Source organism: Aerococcus urinaeequi, assembly GCF_001543205.1.
Classification (GTDB): Bacteria; Bacillota; Bacilli; order Lactobacillales; family Aerococcaceae; genus Aerococcus; species Aerococcus urinaeequi.
On record NZ_CP014162.1, the window covers coordinates 848,982 to 863,697 of the forward strand.

The following is a 14,716-nucleotide window of genomic DNA, read 5'->3' on the forward strand; positions in this document are numbered from 1 at the left end:
AAAATAAACAAAAAAGATAGCCCTATTGAGCTACCCCATTAGTCGGGAAAACAGGATTCGAACCTGCGACCCCTTGGTCCCAAACCAAGTGCTCTACCAAGCTGAGCTATTTCCCGTTATTAAAAAAATAAACATGCACCCAGCAGGATTCGAACCTGCAACCGCCTGATTCGTAGTCAGGTACTCTATCCAGTTGAGCCATGGGTGCATAAATATAAAATGCCGAGGACCGGGGTCGAACCGGTACGAGGTTAACCCTCGCAGGATTTTAAGTCCTGTGCGTCTGCCTGTTCCGCCACCCCGGCATATTATAAAAATATTTAAATGTTTTGTCTTTGCAGACAAAGCGGAAAACGGGGTTCGAACCCGCGACCCCCACCTTGGCAAGGTGGTGCTCTACCACTGAGCTATTTCCGCGTGTTTTTTGTGTCATCAACTGACGACTAGATAAGAATATCATCTGATAACAAAGTTGTCAATAAGATTTCTTAAAAAAGTTCAAAAAATTTGAATAAATAATCTTTTAGTTAAAATCCCTACAAAAAGATGCATCAAATGATCAAGATACACCTTTTTGCGACCTGGATTTTTATTGCATTCCTAATCCACTATCATTTCATACTGTTGGTCATCTAAATTTACCGAGAAACTAAGATCATCTCTAACCCCAGTCACTTGCCCTATCAATCGAGCTGGTTCATAAGATAACATATTCTCTTCCAAATAGATCACATCCAATAACAGAGAAATACTCATCGGCCTATCTTCTTCTCGCTCAAATCCAGTTTCTTCTATATAAGCTAACATATCCTCATATAGATAATAGATACGTTCAACTTGTAAATCTTGCAGCGAAATCGCATCATCCACATAACCAACCTCAACTTCTTTGGATAACTCATAACCTTTCGCGGACCCTACATTTTCCCATTTGGGCTGAAAATTTTGAGGATTATAGCGATAGCTATCTACATATTCTCGATTCTCCGGTAACTGAATATCTGCATTAATCATTTCTTCTGAAACATTTAAGCTCATTAAAATAATCTCTTCACCTTCGAATTCTGGTAAGTTAGCTAATTCGTCGAATACAGCAATCAAATGCTCTTTTGAATCCAGATGGTGGGCCCGTCGACCGATATACCCTCGAGATTCTCCGGGCACACTATAAGTCTCAATATAGCGAATTTCTCCTGTGACACAGCCTGTAATCACCGCAATAATACCAAATATAATCGTCACTATAAATAAACGACTGATAAATTTCCCCACTATTTATCTCCTCCAAAAGGCCTGTGCGTCAGTCAACTTTTGTACTAGTATACCTTATGCAAATAAATGATAGCAAATATATAGAAAATACAGTCTTCACATTTTCTTCAATATTTTATCTCAAATCTTCACGAGAAATTCAAAGGTCCGCGCTATTATATAAACATACCCAATATAAAAACTTTTCTTCATAAATCTTTCTCCTCCCAAACGAAAGATTAAATGTTAGCCACCTACCGACTCCCAACGGTAGGTGGTTTTTTTGTGTATAACAAAAAACCCTTTTGATTAATTTTTTGTGTTAAAATTTAGCCAATATAAGTTGATCTGATCAGTTAGCAACCCAATGCGATTCAGCCGCGGCCAAAGACCAGAATGATTTATGGTCTTTTTTCAAAATTGTGTGGCCAATGAATTCCTTAATCTCCTTCCAACAGATTAGCATTTCAACAAAGAAAGTGAATGGATATATGAATACTTTAACTGTTAAAAATCTATCAAAATCTTATGGCAAAATAACACCCTTTCAAGCAGTCAAAGATGTTTCTTTCAACATTGCCCCGGGTGAAATTGTTTCACTTGTTGGACCAAATGGCGCTGGAAAAACAACCATCGTTTCAATGATCGGCGGTTATATCGAGAAAACTGCCGGGGAAATTTGGGTAAATGGTAAACAAGACCACTATAAGAATGATATTGGCGTTTCTTTTGGAGGCGATTTAGGTTTCTACGGAAATGTTTCGGCCTATGATAATTTAAACTTCTATGCTGACCTTGCAAATGTACCATTTCGACAGCGTAAACATGAGGTCCATAGAGTTTTAGATATCGTTTCGCTGACTGATGTAAAAAATAAACAAGTAAAATTTTTCTCTAAAGGAATGAATCAACGATTACATATCGCTAAATCGCTATTAAACAAACCCTCCTTACTCTTACTAGATGAACCTACTAACGGGTTAGATGTGGAAATCGCTAAAGAAATAAGAGATACAATCAAAAAATTAACTGTAGAAGAAAATGTGAGCATCTTATTGACAAGCCACATCATGGGGGAGATAGAAACCCTATCTAATCGCATTATACTTATTGGTGGTGGCAGCCTAAAATTTGAGGGTCCTGTAGCAGATATTATTCACTATTCCGGCTTACCTAAAGGCTCCACCTTAGAAGACGCCTACTTATCTATTGCGCCAAGTTTAAGGAGGTCATAATGTTTCGATTTTTACGTTTATTTTTATTCCATATGAAAGTTTATATTAGAAATCAATATTTTTTATGGCTACCCATCATTTCAACAACGACCATCTTTCTCTTACAATATCTTACAGCACATGGCTATGACCGGTTAGATGATCCTTATTTATGGACACGAAGTGCAATATTTGGCTTATGGGCTTCTGCTACAACAGCAACGGGTTCAATCGGATTCCAGAGACACCAGGGTACCTTGACTTATTTAATCAATACGGGCATTAACGATTTTATGTCACTAACCGCGCTCATTTTACCTGCCTCAACTTTTGGATTGATTTCCTTCCCACTTTCTTATGGTTTAGCTCGCATTTTCCATGTTCAGGTGACTGACTTAAATTTTGAATTTGTCCTTTTAGTATTGTTGCTATGGCTGAGTGTAGCAGTAATGGATATGTTGATCGCTGCTTTCTTTGTGTTAACACCTAATGCAATTGTCTACGAAGAGCTTATCCATATACCCCTACTTTTATGCAGTGGTTTAATTGGACAAGGAAAATTTTTTGATCACCTATCCATGTATACTCAGTGGGGGCTCCCGCTAGTCTATCCTATTCGAAAATTACTCTCCAACAACGACGCTAGTTATAACTCGTGGAGCTATCTGCTGTCCTTAATGATCTGGCTAGCCCTTGCAGTTAGCCTAGGGAGCATTCTTTTACGTTGGGCGAAAAAAGACGGTCAAGGGAGGTTGGTATAAATTGCGTATTCAATTTTCATCATTAATCTACCTTCGTGATATCAAAACTTTTATCACTTACTTCTTTATCACACCCATTATTCAGATGATTTTGTTTGTACTCATTAACCAACAATATTCCAGCACCATTGACTATAACATTGCCTTGAGTTCAGTTTTTATTTCTGCCAACGCGAGCGCAATCAATACGATTAATCAACTATTGGTAACAGATAAAATATTAGGCATCCATACTGAAATGATTGTTCATAAGCCTTACGCCATAAAATATTGGTTTGACAAAATAGCGACCGTTTATTTTAGCTCGCTACTTTTATTTTTGATCAATATTTGCATTCTAGCAATATTCGGCGTAACGTCCAATCAAATGTATAGCGCAATCGCATTGTTACCTTTTAGCATTCTCTATAGTTTACTGATAGGAATCATAGCTTTTTATCTGGCAATCAATATGAGTAATATTTATTTTTTCAATAATATCTTTATGAATATCCTGCCTATCATTTCTGGATTAGCGATTCCAATTGCCACCTATCCAGTCATCTTTAAAAATTTTTCTATGCTATTTCCGTATGGCCAATTGCTAACTGCTATCCACACCAATCAAGTTGTATTTGTTCCGTTGTTGACACATTTTGTAATTGTCGGGCTAATTAGTGCGCTACTTTATAGATACCGAATTGCCTTTCAGAAAAAGTAATCCGATAGCGCAACGCCTATAACTGTTCATATTAAACCAAAAAAACCGTCCATCGTAAGATAGGCGGTTTTTCAAATCTATTCTTCTATCAACAATTGATATACGGCCCCAATCAAATTGGCTTCACTACCATATTTACACAAACCAATCTCAATCGGTTCAAATGAGTCGTTAAACCATGGTACGTCACGGCGTAGTGCATCATATTTGTCTTGGATCCCTTTTAACACCAGTGGTTGGGCTGAAATACCCCCACCCAAAACGACCCTGTCTAGGTCTAGCGATATCTGTAGGGTATGGACGATATAAACGATATCTTGGCAATATTGGTCAAATAAGGCTGTAACTTCAGGATTAGTCCCCTCTTCTAAGGCTTGGAAAACTTCCTCACCGTCACCAGGCGCTAGCCCTAATAGTTCTCTAGATTTATTCACGAAAATAACCGCAGATCCTCGCCTACCCATTGCATTCTCTGTGGTCATATCGCTAGAAGACGCATACATGTAGGACAGTTCACCCGCTTGGAAATGACTGCCTTGATGCAGTTGCCCATTTAAGACAATCCCGCCACCTACACCGGTCCCTAAAAGTAAAACCAATCCATTATCAACATCTGTTAAGTGCCCTTGCCACAATTCAGCTAGGGCTGCTGCCTTGCCGTCGTTAATAGCCGCCGCTGGTAGGCCAAAATTTTCTTTAATAAAGTGTTTGAAATTTAAGCCATCAATAAAAGGAATTGCGCCCCCAACATGGACGACACCTGTTTCTGAAACCACCCGCCCTGGTGCAGAAAAGCCAACTCCTTTTAGCTGGTCGCCCACCTGTGCCTGTGCTTGATTAACAATATCAATGATAGCTAATTTTAAATCAGGCAAGTTCTGTGGCGTTTTCCGCTTATATTGGTTGGTAATCTGACCCGATTTGTCTACCAATCCTGATTTAATATTTGTCCCGCCAATATCAATGCCTAAATATAGTGCTTGCGCTGTCATTAACCCGCCTCCAAAATATGCCTGCTTATGAGATACTTTCACTTACTTTATCATGAATCTAAAGTCTTTTTACATTTTCAACTCTTCATCTGTTTTCAAGGTGCACTTCAATTAAATCTGCCAGCATTTGCGTTTGCCTTGGTAAGGGTACATAGGCTTGTGGTGGAATCTTGGCAATGGGTTTATGCGTCCGATTAGCGAATTTAGCTAATTGATCAAAAAACATTCTCGTTTGTGGACTGACTAAATACAGATCATATTGATCATCTTCAATGGCTTTTTGCCCTGCATACACTGATGTGGCATTTACTTCGATAGCTTTTCCTGCTGTTTGAAACAAGGCCGTTGCCTTCTTAGCAACCAATGATGATGACATCCCGCCCGCACAAACAATTAATACTTTTTTCAACCGCTTATCCTCCTTTTACGGATCCATTCCATTTAAACTAACCGCTATGAAACCATTTACATTATTATCCACTTCCTGTCTCAAAGATACAAGAAAAACCGAGCAGGATCTTTTTCCCACTCGGCCCTTCTTGATTATGCAAATGTGTTCAGTATTTGACAGACAGAATTATTGGTCTAAGTGCCAAATATCATTATTGTATTCTTCAATCGTACGGTCAGCTGAGAAGTAACCAGCGTTCGCGATATTGATTAATGAACGACGGGTCCAGTCGCGACGATCTTCATAGTCGTAGTAAACTTTTTCTTTCACATCAATAAATTCTTCTAAATCAATCAAGGTCATAAAGTAATCTTTATTGGTCATGTCATTATATAGACGGTGTAAGCGGTCTGGAATACCATAAGCCATTAATTCATCAGAGATAATGAAATCTACGATTGGTTTAATGCGTTCTTGTTTATAGTAGTCTTGTGGGTCGTAACCATCTGTTGCGTATAGGTTAACGATTTCTTCACTTGATTTACCAAATGGATAAACGTTCTCTTCACCTACTTGTTCAGCGATTTCAACGTTTGCCCCATCCCAAGTCATGATAGTTAATGCCCCATTTAACATGAATTTCATGTTACCAGTACCAGAAGCTTCTTTAGAAGCTAATGAAATTTGCTCAGAGATATTGGCTGCTGGAATTAAGTATTCCGCTTCAGACACGTTGTAGTTGTCTACGAATACCACTTTCAAGTGTGGTGCCACATCTAAGTCATTTTCGATTAATTCTGATAATGACAAGATTAAATGAATAATATCTTTAGCAATCGTATAGGCTGGCGCTGCTTTACCACCGAAAATAATGGTAATTGGCGTTCCAGGAATGTTCCCTGCTTTAATTTCATGGTATTTGTAGATGATGTATAAGGCCAACATTTGTTGGCGCTTGTACTCATGAATACGTTTAATTTGAACATCTACAATTGAATGACGGTCAATATTAATGTCACGTGTGCGCTGCAAGTGGTCTGCCAAGGCATTTTTATTTTCTTTCTTAATACGACGTAATTCATCTAATACCTTATCATCATTTTCGAATGCTAATAAGTCTGTTAAGTCAGCATCTTCACGCCATTTTGTCCCAATGTGTTCATCAATAAAGTTTGTTAACGACGGGTTAGATGCCATTAACCAACGACGGAAAGTAATCCCGTTTGTTTTATTTGAGAATTTTTCAGGATAAATCTCATAAAAATGGTTTAACTCGTTATTTTTCAATATTTCTGTATGTAAAGCGGCAACCCCGTTGATTGAGAATCCAAAGTGAATCGCAATCGACGCCATATGCACAGTACCCCATTCATCAATGATGTGAACTGCTTCATTATCCGGAAATTGATCTTTGATGATTTCGTCTAGCTTCGTAATAATTTCAGCAATTTCTGGTACAACTTCATGAATATCAGATAGTGGCCATTTTTCCAAGGCTTCTGAAAGAATCGTATGGTTAGTGAAAGCAACCACATTGCGTGTGATTTCTACTGCTTCTTCAAAATCAATGCCGTGTTCCGTTGTTAATAAGCGAACGAATTCTGGAATAATAAATGTCGGATGCGTATCGTTAATTTGTACAACAACATATTCTGCTAAGTCATGGATGTTAGACCCACGCTCGATCGCTTCTTGAATGGCTAATTGAGCACCATTTGAGACCATGAAATATTGTTGATAGATACGTAATAAGTTCCCATTACGGTCAGAGTCATCTGGATATAAGAATAAGGTCAAGTTCTCTTCAATTTGAGTCTTGTCAAAATTAATAGAACTTTCTTCGATAATTTCTGGATTTACTGTGTCTAAATCAAATAAGCGTAATTTATTGACGTTTGGTTGGTTGTAACCAGGTACATCGATTTCATATAAAGTAGATTGTAAGGTAAATTTACCAAACGGCACCTTGTAAGAAATGTCCGATTTGTTTAGCCACGTTGGATGGTCTAACCACTCATCGGGTTCATAAGATTGTTTATTATCCTCAAAGTATTGGCGGAATAGCCCGAAGTGGTAGTTTAATCCTACCCCGTCACCGTTCAACCCTAAAGTGGCGATTGAGTCTAGGAAGCAAGCTGCTAGACGGCCCAAACCACCATTTCCTAGTGACGGCTCTGCTTCAGCTTCTTCAACTTCAGCAAGAGAAGTCCCATTTTCCGCTAATTCAGCAGCTACATCATCGTATAAACCTAAGTTTAATAAGTTATTTGATAGTAATTTACCGATTAAAAATTCAGCAGAGATATAATAAAGTTTACGTTTACCTTCATTTTGCGGCATTGCGGCTGTTTTTTCTTGGACAAGGTCTAATAAAATTTTGTAGATTTCCGCGTGTGACAACTCGCTTAGCGGTTGATTAAATTGTGCTTGGGCACGTTCGTTTAAATTTAACATGATCGTCTCCTTATCTGTGACTATGTATCAGTAAGTTTAAATAGTTTATTCAAGTATTACTTTTAGCTAATCATTATCTTCAGGTAAAAAGGCAGCCTCCGCTGTTACACTATTTATACCATTATTTGTATCATCTTGACTAATGAAAGCTTTGTTTACTCTAAAGTATGTTTCAGTGACTGCAAGCAGGCGTTCTTCAAGGTCAACGGTAAAGTCATCCTCACTCATGCGCCAGTCCCAGTTGTTACCAATAGTAGATGGAATATTGATTCGCCCTTCAGGTCCTAAACGTAATAAGTCGTTCATCATATAGATGGCTAGTCTTGAAGGCGATGCGGCAATCCCTCTAACAAAAGCGTCTGAAGGGTGTTCACCCACACGTCGGTTAAGGTATTGGTCGGCCTGGTCCCGTTCAGCTTGGGTTGCTTGGTTCATATACCAGTCATAAGCTTGCATCGAATCGTGCGTTGACGCATAGGCTACTGAATTGACAGGATAATGATGTGGTAAGTCCTCTGAATCTTGACCATAGAAGCCATTTTGGAGAACTTTCATTCCTGGGTAGCCCGTTTTATCCCGCATATCATTGACGGCTTGCGTCATAAAACCTAAATCTTCTGCAATCACCTTAATGTCGCCTAATTCCTTTTTAAACTGATCAAAAATTTTATTGCCTGGACCCTTTTTCCAAGAGCCTGAAGCAGCGGTTGGTGACCCAAATGGGACTGCCCAATAGCTTTCAAATCCACGGAAGTGGTCAATACGTACGACATCATACAACTTGAAGCTTTCTTTCATCCGTAAAATCCACCAAGCATAATCAGTTTCTGCCATGTAATCCCAGTCATAAATTGGGTTACCCCAATATTGGCCGTCAGCCGAATAGAAATCAGGTGGTACACCAGCAACCAAGGATGGATTTTTTTTCTCATCAGTTAGAAATAATTCTGGTTGGGTCCACATTTCAACTGAGTCTCTGGCCACGTAAATAGGAATATCACCGATGATTTCGATATGGTTCTCGTTCGCATAAGTTTTTAGGTCATTATATTGTTGGTTAAACCAAAATTGGGTGACTAAATGGTAATCATACCGCTCAACATGCGCTTCACAAAACTGGTTAATAACCGCTTCGTCATAGTTACGCAAGTTTTCTGGCCATTCATACCAAGGGCTTTGACCCTGTTCTTCTTTAACGGTCATATACTGAGCGAAAGGAATCAACCAAAAACCATTTTCTTCATAAAATTGTAAGAATTCCGGCTGGTTGTAGGCTTTAGCTGCCACAAAGTTCGCTACAGCCTTTTCGAGAATCGGTCGCCTTTTTTGGAAAATAGTATTGTAAGCTACTTTCTTCGAGTCATCACCAAAGTTAACCTCTTGATAGTCAGCTTGGTTTAGGTAACCCTTTTTCGTTAATAAGTCAAAATCAATAAAATGTGTATTGCCGGCAAAGGCTGAGAATGATTGGTAAGGCGAGTCCCCAAATGATGTTGTGGTCAAGGGGAGGATTTGCCAGTATTGTTGCTTGGTTGCGACAAGAAAGTCGACAAATTTATAGGCTGATGCGCCAAATGAGCCGATACCAAATTGATTAGGTAGGGAAGATATGTGTAAAACGATACCACTTGCTCTTTCCATGCTTGAACCTCCTGTTTGCTGTTGATGTTTAATAGCTTTTCGCTTAATTCACTTTCATTTTACATGAAGCGCTTACACAATGCAACCGGTTTCGCCAACTTTTTGAATAATATTGAAAGCGATGCCAATTTTCGGTATAATAAGTGCAACAAGCAGAGAGGATAACACTTTATGGCAATTACAATTCGAGATGTAGCTAAAAGAGCGGGTGTAGCACCTTCTACCGTTTCACGGGTGATCGCTGACAACCCCTCAATTAGTGAAAAAACTAAAAATAAAGTGCGTACTGTGATGAAGGAAATGAATTATTTTCCAAACATTTATGCGCAAGGGCTTGCAAGTGCTCACTCTAAAACATTCGGCCTTGTCCTACCCCTAGCCAGTGACGCCTTTTACCAAAACCCCTTCTTCCCGACCGTCTTACGTGGGATTAATTTTGAGATGGCTAAACATGATTACTCTATTCTGCTTTCCGTTGGTTTAGATGATGATCAGCGCCGGAAACATATTGAAAAAATCGTTAACGGTAAGCAAGTGGAGGGCTTAATCTTTCTATATGCCTCAAAAAATGACCCCCTATTGCGGTTCGCCCAAGAGGTCAACTGTCCAGCCGTTGTCATCGGGTCGCCCGACAACACTAAAGTTCATTTCGTGGATAACGACAATGACTTAATAGGTTACCAAGCAACGGCATCCTTGATTCAACAAGGGTGCCAGCGAATTGCTTATATCGGTGGGGACATGAAGCAATTCTTTATCGCCGACCGGCACAAAGGTTATGAACGTGCCTTAAAAGATCATGAATTAGCTTATGATCCAAAACGTATTTATAACGACTTTGCCTTCTTGCCTAGCGATGGTTACAATCTAGCTAAAGATACACTAGACCTTGAAAATATTGATGGTATGGTCATTTCTGATGAACTGGTCTCAGAAGGTATTCGTGCCTATCTAGAAACGCAAGACAATTTAAACATCAAAACCGTTACCTTTTCTGCCTTTAAACAAGATCAAATTAGTCGGAAAAATAACGATGCTTATATCAATCTAAATTCTCATATTATTGGCGCTCGCGCTGTAGACATTTTATTCGAAGCACTAGACCCAGAACAGGCATCCACCCGCTTTATCCACGAATATGTTGACGCCGATCCACATACTTTCTAATAAAAGGGGCTGTATTTATTTACAGTCTTTTTTGCATGCAAATATGTCCTTCTTGAAATTGAAGAAGGACATTATGTTCTTTATTTAAAAATAGTCGTTCAAAATAAAAAGCCGTGATTAAATATCACGACCTTTTGCTTTAACTATTTAATCTTCAGCAACAATTGGAACAAAGCTAAGCTAAAATATGATCAATTAATTGCATTACTTGACGAACTTGATCATTTTTTACGATTGGTTCTGCGCCATTAACGACCACATCATAGAAATTCTTGTAAAATGATGTCGCTGCTGGCTTGCTTTCTGGTAATGGTAAGGTCTCAGTGACGCCATCAACTGGTGGTGCCATTGTTTTGGTCAAACCGACGCCTGCTCTAATCGGTGATGGTTTATTTTCCACAGTATTACCGGTTGCTCTCACGATGCGGCCGTTCATTTCCCAGTCTTCAATGATGGCTGTTCCTTGATTACCTTTGATATACCAGCGAGGCAGGCTAATGAAGTTAGTTGTCCCTACTTCAACATGGGCGCGGATGCCGTTTTCAAAGGTGATATAAGCCATAAATCCGTCGTCTACTTCGTCGCCGAGGATATAAGATAAGTCTGAGTGGACGGACTTGATTGGTGAATCTACTAGCCACAATAATTGATCAAATAAATGGATTCCCCAGTCTAAGACCATACCGCCACCGTGGGCTTTTAGATGGCGCCAGTCCCCTGGAATGCCGTTAGCGCCGTGGACGCGTGATTCGATTTGGAAGACATCTCCTACCGCTTGACGTTTTGTGAATATGTCTTTGACTTGTAAGAAGTCTGGGTCCCAGCGACGGTTTTGGTGAACCATGAGTACGCGTCCTGTTTCTTCAGATACGGCTATCATTTCGTCGAATTCTTGGGTATTCATGGCCACTGGTTTTTCACAAATTACATGTTTCCCTGCCCGCATTGAGCGAATAGCTAAATCCTTATGACTGTCATTAGGTGTAGCAATAAGAACAGCATCTACCTCTTGATCATCTAAAATAGCTTCAAAGGCTGGGTAAACATAAGTGCCCGTTTCTTCCGCCACGTCTTTTCGTTCTTGGTCAATGTCATAAATGCCCACGACTTGTAGGTAGTCGGCTTCGGCTGAAATCAGGCCGTGGACATGGTAGGTCCCCATGCCACCGTAACCGATTGTTGCGATATTTAATTTATTATTCACTTGTTTTGTCATCTATGCCCACCACATTTCTTGGGGTTGGTCTCGCATCATGACAGATTTTAGATTGGTAATGGCACGGTCTAGTCCTTCGTCTACTGACATAATTGGATCTTCGTGTTCAATTGAAAGCACGTAATCATAGCCGTAAATGCGCAATTGGGCCAACATTTGTGACCATTCGGACATCGGATGGCCTTCACCAACACTTCTAAAGGTCCATGCACGACTGGCAACATCTTGATAAGGTTGCATATCAGTTAGGCCGTACATGTTGATATTGTCTTGGTCTAAGTAGGTATCTTTGGCATGGAAGTGGTTGATTGCGCCAGCTTTACCTAAAATTTTAATGGCTGCGACTGGGTCAATTCCTTGCCACCACATATGCGATGGGTCAAAGTTACAACCGATATTGTCCCCTGCTTCAGACCGTAAACGTAACATGGTTGCTGGGGTATGGGCTAAAAAGCCACCGTGCATTTCAATCCCGATTTTAACGCCTGCTGCCCCTGCTTCTTGGTTAATGTCCTTCCAGTAAGGGATTAAGACTTGGTCCCATTGGTAATGGTAGGCGTCTGCATACTCCGTTGGCCAAGGAATGACCGGCCAGTTAACATGGGTATCTGTCGCGTTTCCGCCCCCAACACCTGAGAAGCCATTCACAACTGGCACGTTCATTAAGGATGCCAGTTTGATGGTTTTTCTAAGCAATTCATCGTGCGCTTGCGCTTGATTTTTATCTGGTGAAATGGGATTACCATGCGCCGATAGGGCTGAAATAGACAGTCCACGGTCTGCAACCTTTTGTAAGTATTCTTTTCTTGCATCACTAGATGCCAAAAGGGTATCGATTTTCAAGTGGGCGTCCCCCGGACTAGCACCGGTACCAATTTCTACCGTCTCAAGTCCTTTTGCCGCTACTTGATCTAACATGTCTTCAAAGGATAAATCGTTGAATAAAGGGGTAAATACGCCTAATTTCATAAAAGCCTCCTATTGTCTGTCGTCTTGTCTTGTATTGTCATCTGTGAACTTTCAGTCGCTAGTCATTTGGCCCATTGCCATCAATGGGAAAATGCCCATATGTAGGCCTTTCAGTCAGAGGTGCTGCCCAGTGGACCGCATTTTTAATGACCCGCTGGATAGTTGGATGATAATAAGTCGGGAAGGTTTCATGACCTGGGTGGAAGTAAAAAATCTTCCCGTTACCCCGGCGATAGGTCATGCCTCCGCGGAATACTTCTCCGTTTGGATAACCGGTAATAAAAATCAGTTCATCCGGCGCCGGAACGTCAAAGTGTTCTCCATACATTTCTTCTTGGTCTAAATCAATCCACTCGCCCACACCCTGGGTAATTGGGTGAGACGGATTCACATTCCACACCTTGGCAGAAAGCCCGTCCTCACGCCATTTCAAATTACAAGTCGTCCCCATCAATTTCTGGAATATTTTAGAAAAATGACCCGAATGCAAGACAATCAGTCCCATGCCATCCAAAACGCGCTGGTGAACTCGGTCAACAATCTCATCTGCCACTTCACCATGTGCCATATGTCCCCACCAAAGGAGGACATCCGTTTGATTTAAGACTTCCTCGGTCAAGCCGTGTTCTGGCTGGTCTAGGGTTGCCATATTCACTTGAAAATCTGCTGTTAAGAAACTAGCTAAGGCTTCATGAATCCCCTCTGGATAGACAGCTTTCACGTCCTCATCCGTCAATTCATGCCGGAATTCGTTCCATACTGTTACTCGAATCATCAGAATCCTCCTATTGATTTAGAAAAACGGGTTGTCCAGTTTTTGCTGATTGATAAATGGCTTCTAGAATTTCAGTCACTATCAAAGCTTCTCGCGGTTTTACAACCGGTTCTGTATCGTGAATAATGGCTTGAATCCATTGCTTTGCTTCCGCAACTTCAGGGTCATAGGCCTCCCCTTCAAAGAAGTCAACTGCACCTGGGTCAACAATGACTTGCTTGTCGAATAATAGGCCATGGTCTTCACCATTAATCGTTAACCCATCGTTCATATCCGCACCACCCTTAGTCCCGTGCAAGGTCGTTTTCGCCTCACCTGACTTAACGGTATTCAAGGCCCACGATGATTCTAGATAAATGCTCGCACCATTTTCCATGACGATATACCCAAAGGCTGAATCTTCTACAGCGAATTCTTTAGGATCCCATGAACCAAAGGCGTTGGCAGCATTTTCTGTGTCCGCTAATTTTCTATAAGTATTTCCAACGACGTATTTGGGCTGATAATTGTCCATCATCCATAAAGTTAGATCAAGGGCATGGGTCCCGATATCAATTAAAGGGCCTCCGCCTTGCGCTTCCTCATCAAGGAATACACCCCAAGTTGGGACAGCACGACGACGAATTGCGTGGGCTTTAGCGTTGTAGATTTCACCCAATTGACCCTCTTGGCAGATGGCTTTTAGGTATTGGCTGTCCTTTCTAAAACGGTTTTGATAGCCGATGGTTAATTTTTTGCCGTTTCGTTCAGCCGCTTCAATCATCGCTCGACCTTCTTCAGCTGTTTTGGCCATAGGTTTTTCGCACATTACGTGGTTGCCTGCATCAAGCGCTGCAATGGATAATTCTGCATGCGTCGCATTTGGGGTACAGACATGGACCACATCTAAGCTTTCTTCAGCCAACATATTCTGGTAATCGGTATATACATTGGATTCGCTGGTCCCAAACTTGGCTTTTCCAGCTAGGGCACGGTCTTCGATTAAATCACAAAAGGCCACCAATTCTACCCCTTCAACTTGGGCTAAGGCTGGTAAATGCTTCTGCATCCCGATGCCTCCGCATCCGATAATAGCTACCTTTAAATTTGTTACTGATTCTGTCATGTGAATCCTCCTTATAAAATGTCATCTCAAAAGAATGCAACCGGTTTCTTTAATTTCTATAGAAAAAGGCACACACGGTT

13 protein-coding genes and 4 tRNA genes are annotated in these 14,716 nt (G+C 40.6%); 4 read left to right on the top strand and 13 right to left on the bottom strand.

Going from position 1 to position 14,716, the window contains the following annotated elements:
• Positions 1-42 precede the first annotated feature (42 nt).
• The 5 genes from AWM74_RS03800 to AWM74_RS03820 form a co-directional block, all read right to left on the bottom strand.
• A tRNA-Pro gene (locus tag AWM74_RS03800) sits at positions 43-116 on the bottom strand.
• 18 nt (positions 117-134) lie between these two features.
• Positions 135-208: transfer RNA gene (locus AWM74_RS03805), tRNA-Arg, on the bottom strand.
• A 12-nt stretch (positions 209-220) separates the two neighbouring features.
• Positions 221-305, bottom strand: a tRNA-Leu gene (locus AWM74_RS03810).
• A gap of 40 nt (positions 306-345) precedes the next feature.
• Positions 346-417, bottom strand: a tRNA-Gly gene (locus AWM74_RS03815).
• A gap of 183 nt (positions 418-600) precedes the next feature.
• Positions 601-1,272 (bottom strand): hypothetical protein, encoded by a 672-nt coding sequence (locus AWM74_RS03820; RefSeq protein ID WP_026465180.1) that lies wholly within the window; start codon positions 1,270-1,272, stop codon positions 601-603.
• Positions 1,273-1,742: 470 nt separating this feature from the next.
• Here AWM74_RS03820 and AWM74_RS03825 point away from each other — a divergent pair, with 470 nt between their 5' ends.
• The 3 genes from AWM74_RS03825 to AWM74_RS03835 are packed head-to-tail and all read left to right on the top strand — an operon-like array spanning position 1,743 to position 3,926.
• Positions 1,743-2,486 (top strand): ABC transporter ATP-binding protein, encoded by a 744-nt coding sequence (locus AWM74_RS03825; RefSeq protein ID WP_026465179.1) that lies wholly within the window; start codon positions 1,743-1,745, stop codon positions 2,484-2,486.
• Positions 2,486-3,226, top strand: coding sequence for a hypothetical protein (locus AWM74_RS03830; RefSeq protein WP_026465178.1), 741 nt, complete (start codon positions 2,486-2,488; stop codon positions 3,224-3,226). Before AWM74_RS03825 ends, AWM74_RS03830 begins: the two co-directional genes overlap by 1 nt.
• A 1-nt stretch (position 3,227) precedes the next feature.
• Positions 3,228-3,926, top strand: a complete 699-nt coding sequence (locus AWM74_RS03835; protein ID WP_026465177.1) for a hypothetical protein — start codon at positions 3,228-3,230, stop codon at positions 3,924-3,926.
• A 77-nt stretch (positions 3,927-4,003) separates the two neighbouring features.
• Here the strand turns inward: AWM74_RS03835 and AWM74_RS03840 are convergent, their stop codons facing one another.
• From AWM74_RS03840 to malQ, 4 genes are all read right to left on the bottom strand, one after another.
• A complete protein-coding gene (locus tag AWM74_RS03840; protein WP_026465176.1) occupies positions 4,004-4,918 on the bottom strand; it encodes an ROK family protein in 915 nt (304 codons plus the stop codon).
• Between the two features lie 85 nt (positions 4,919-5,003).
• A complete protein-coding gene (locus AWM74_RS03845; RefSeq protein WP_051218128.1) occupies positions 5,004-5,294 on the bottom strand; it encodes a PTS cellobiose transporter subunit IIB in 291 nt (96 codons plus the stop codon).
• Positions 5,295-5,495: 201 nt separating this feature from the next.
• Positions 5,496-7,763, bottom strand: a complete 2,268-nt coding sequence (locus AWM74_RS03850) for a glycogen/starch/alpha-glucan phosphorylase (RefSeq protein ID WP_026465174.1) — start codon at positions 7,761-7,763, stop codon at positions 5,496-5,498.
• Positions 7,764-7,829: 66 nt separating this feature from the next.
• Entirely contained in the window at positions 7,830-9,404 is a 1,575-nt protein-coding gene (gene malQ, locus AWM74_RS03855; RefSeq protein ID WP_026465173.1) for a 4-alpha-glucanotransferase, read from the bottom strand.
• Between the two features lie 171 nt (positions 9,405-9,575).
• On the opposite strand from malQ, the gene AWM74_RS03860 reads away from it, so the two are divergent.
• Positions 9,576-10,571, top strand: coding sequence for a LacI family DNA-binding transcriptional regulator (locus AWM74_RS03860; RefSeq protein WP_026465172.1), 996 nt, complete (start codon positions 9,576-9,578; stop codon positions 10,569-10,571).
• A gap of 175 nt (positions 10,572-10,746) precedes the next feature.
• Here AWM74_RS03860 and AWM74_RS03865 read toward each other — a convergent pair whose 3' ends face one another.
• The 4 genes from AWM74_RS03865 to AWM74_RS03880 are packed head-to-tail and all read right to left on the bottom strand — an operon-like array spanning position 10,747 to position 14,636.
• A complete protein-coding gene (locus tag AWM74_RS03865) occupies positions 10,747-11,787 on the bottom strand; it encodes a Gfo/Idh/MocA family protein (protein ID WP_026465171.1) in 1,041 nt (346 codons plus the stop codon).
• Entirely contained in the window at positions 11,788-12,756 is a 969-nt protein-coding gene (locus AWM74_RS03870; protein ID WP_026465170.1) for a sugar phosphate isomerase/epimerase family protein, read from the bottom strand.
• A 58-nt stretch (positions 12,757-12,814) separates the two neighbouring features.
• Complete coding sequence (locus AWM74_RS03875; RefSeq protein WP_026465169.1) at positions 12,815-13,531, bottom strand: ThuA domain-containing protein; 717 nt, start codon at positions 13,529-13,531, stop codon at positions 12,815-12,817.
• 10 nt (positions 13,532-13,541) lie between these two features.
• Positions 13,542-14,636, bottom strand: coding sequence for a Gfo/Idh/MocA family protein (locus AWM74_RS03880; RefSeq protein ID WP_026465168.1), 1,095 nt, complete (start codon positions 14,634-14,636; stop codon positions 13,542-13,544).
• Between the last annotated feature and the right edge of the window lie 80 nt (positions 14,637-14,716).

What these genes read in the sequence shown, in the direction of transcription:
- AWM74_RS03825 (WP_026465179.1), top strand. Translation starts at nt 1,743, where the DNA reads ATGAATACTTTAACTGTTAAAAATCTATCAAAATCTTATGGCAAAATA.
- AWM74_RS03830 (WP_026465178.1), top strand. Translation starts at nt 2,486, where the DNA reads ATGTTTCGATTTTTACGTTTATTTTTATTCCATATGAAAGTTTATATT.
- AWM74_RS03840 (WP_026465176.1), bottom strand. Translation starts at nt 4,918, where the DNA reads ATGACAGCGCAAGCACTATATTTAGGCATTGATATTGGCGGGACAAAT.
- AWM74_RS03845 (WP_051218128.1), bottom strand. Translation starts at nt 5,294, where the DNA reads ATGTCATCATCATTGGTTGCTAAGAAGGCAACGGCCTTGTTTCAAACA.
- AWM74_RS03850 (WP_026465174.1), bottom strand. Translation starts at nt 7,763, where the DNA reads ATGTTAAATTTAAACGAACGTGCCCAAGCACAATTTAATCAACCGCTA.
- malQ (WP_026465173.1), bottom strand. Translation starts at nt 9,404, where the DNA reads ATGGAAAGAGCAAGTGGTATCGTTTTACACATATCTTCCCTACCTAAT.
- AWM74_RS03860 (WP_026465172.1), top strand. Translation starts at nt 9,576, where the DNA reads ATGGCAATTACAATTCGAGATGTAGCTAAAAGAGCGGGTGTAGCACCT.
- AWM74_RS03865 (WP_026465171.1), bottom strand. Translation starts at nt 11,787, where the DNA reads ATGACAAAACAAGTGAATAATAAATTAAATATCGCAACAATCGGTTAC.
- AWM74_RS03870 (WP_026465170.1), bottom strand. Translation starts at nt 12,756, where the DNA reads ATGAAATTAGGCGTATTTACCCCTTTATTCAACGATTTATCCTTTGAA.
- AWM74_RS03875 (WP_026465169.1), bottom strand. Translation starts at nt 13,531, where the DNA reads ATGATTCGAGTAACAGTATGGAACGAATTCCGGCATGAATTGACGGAT.
- AWM74_RS03880 (WP_026465168.1), bottom strand. Translation starts at nt 14,636, where the DNA reads ATGACAGAATCAGTAACAAATTTAAAGGTAGCTATTATCGGATGCGGA.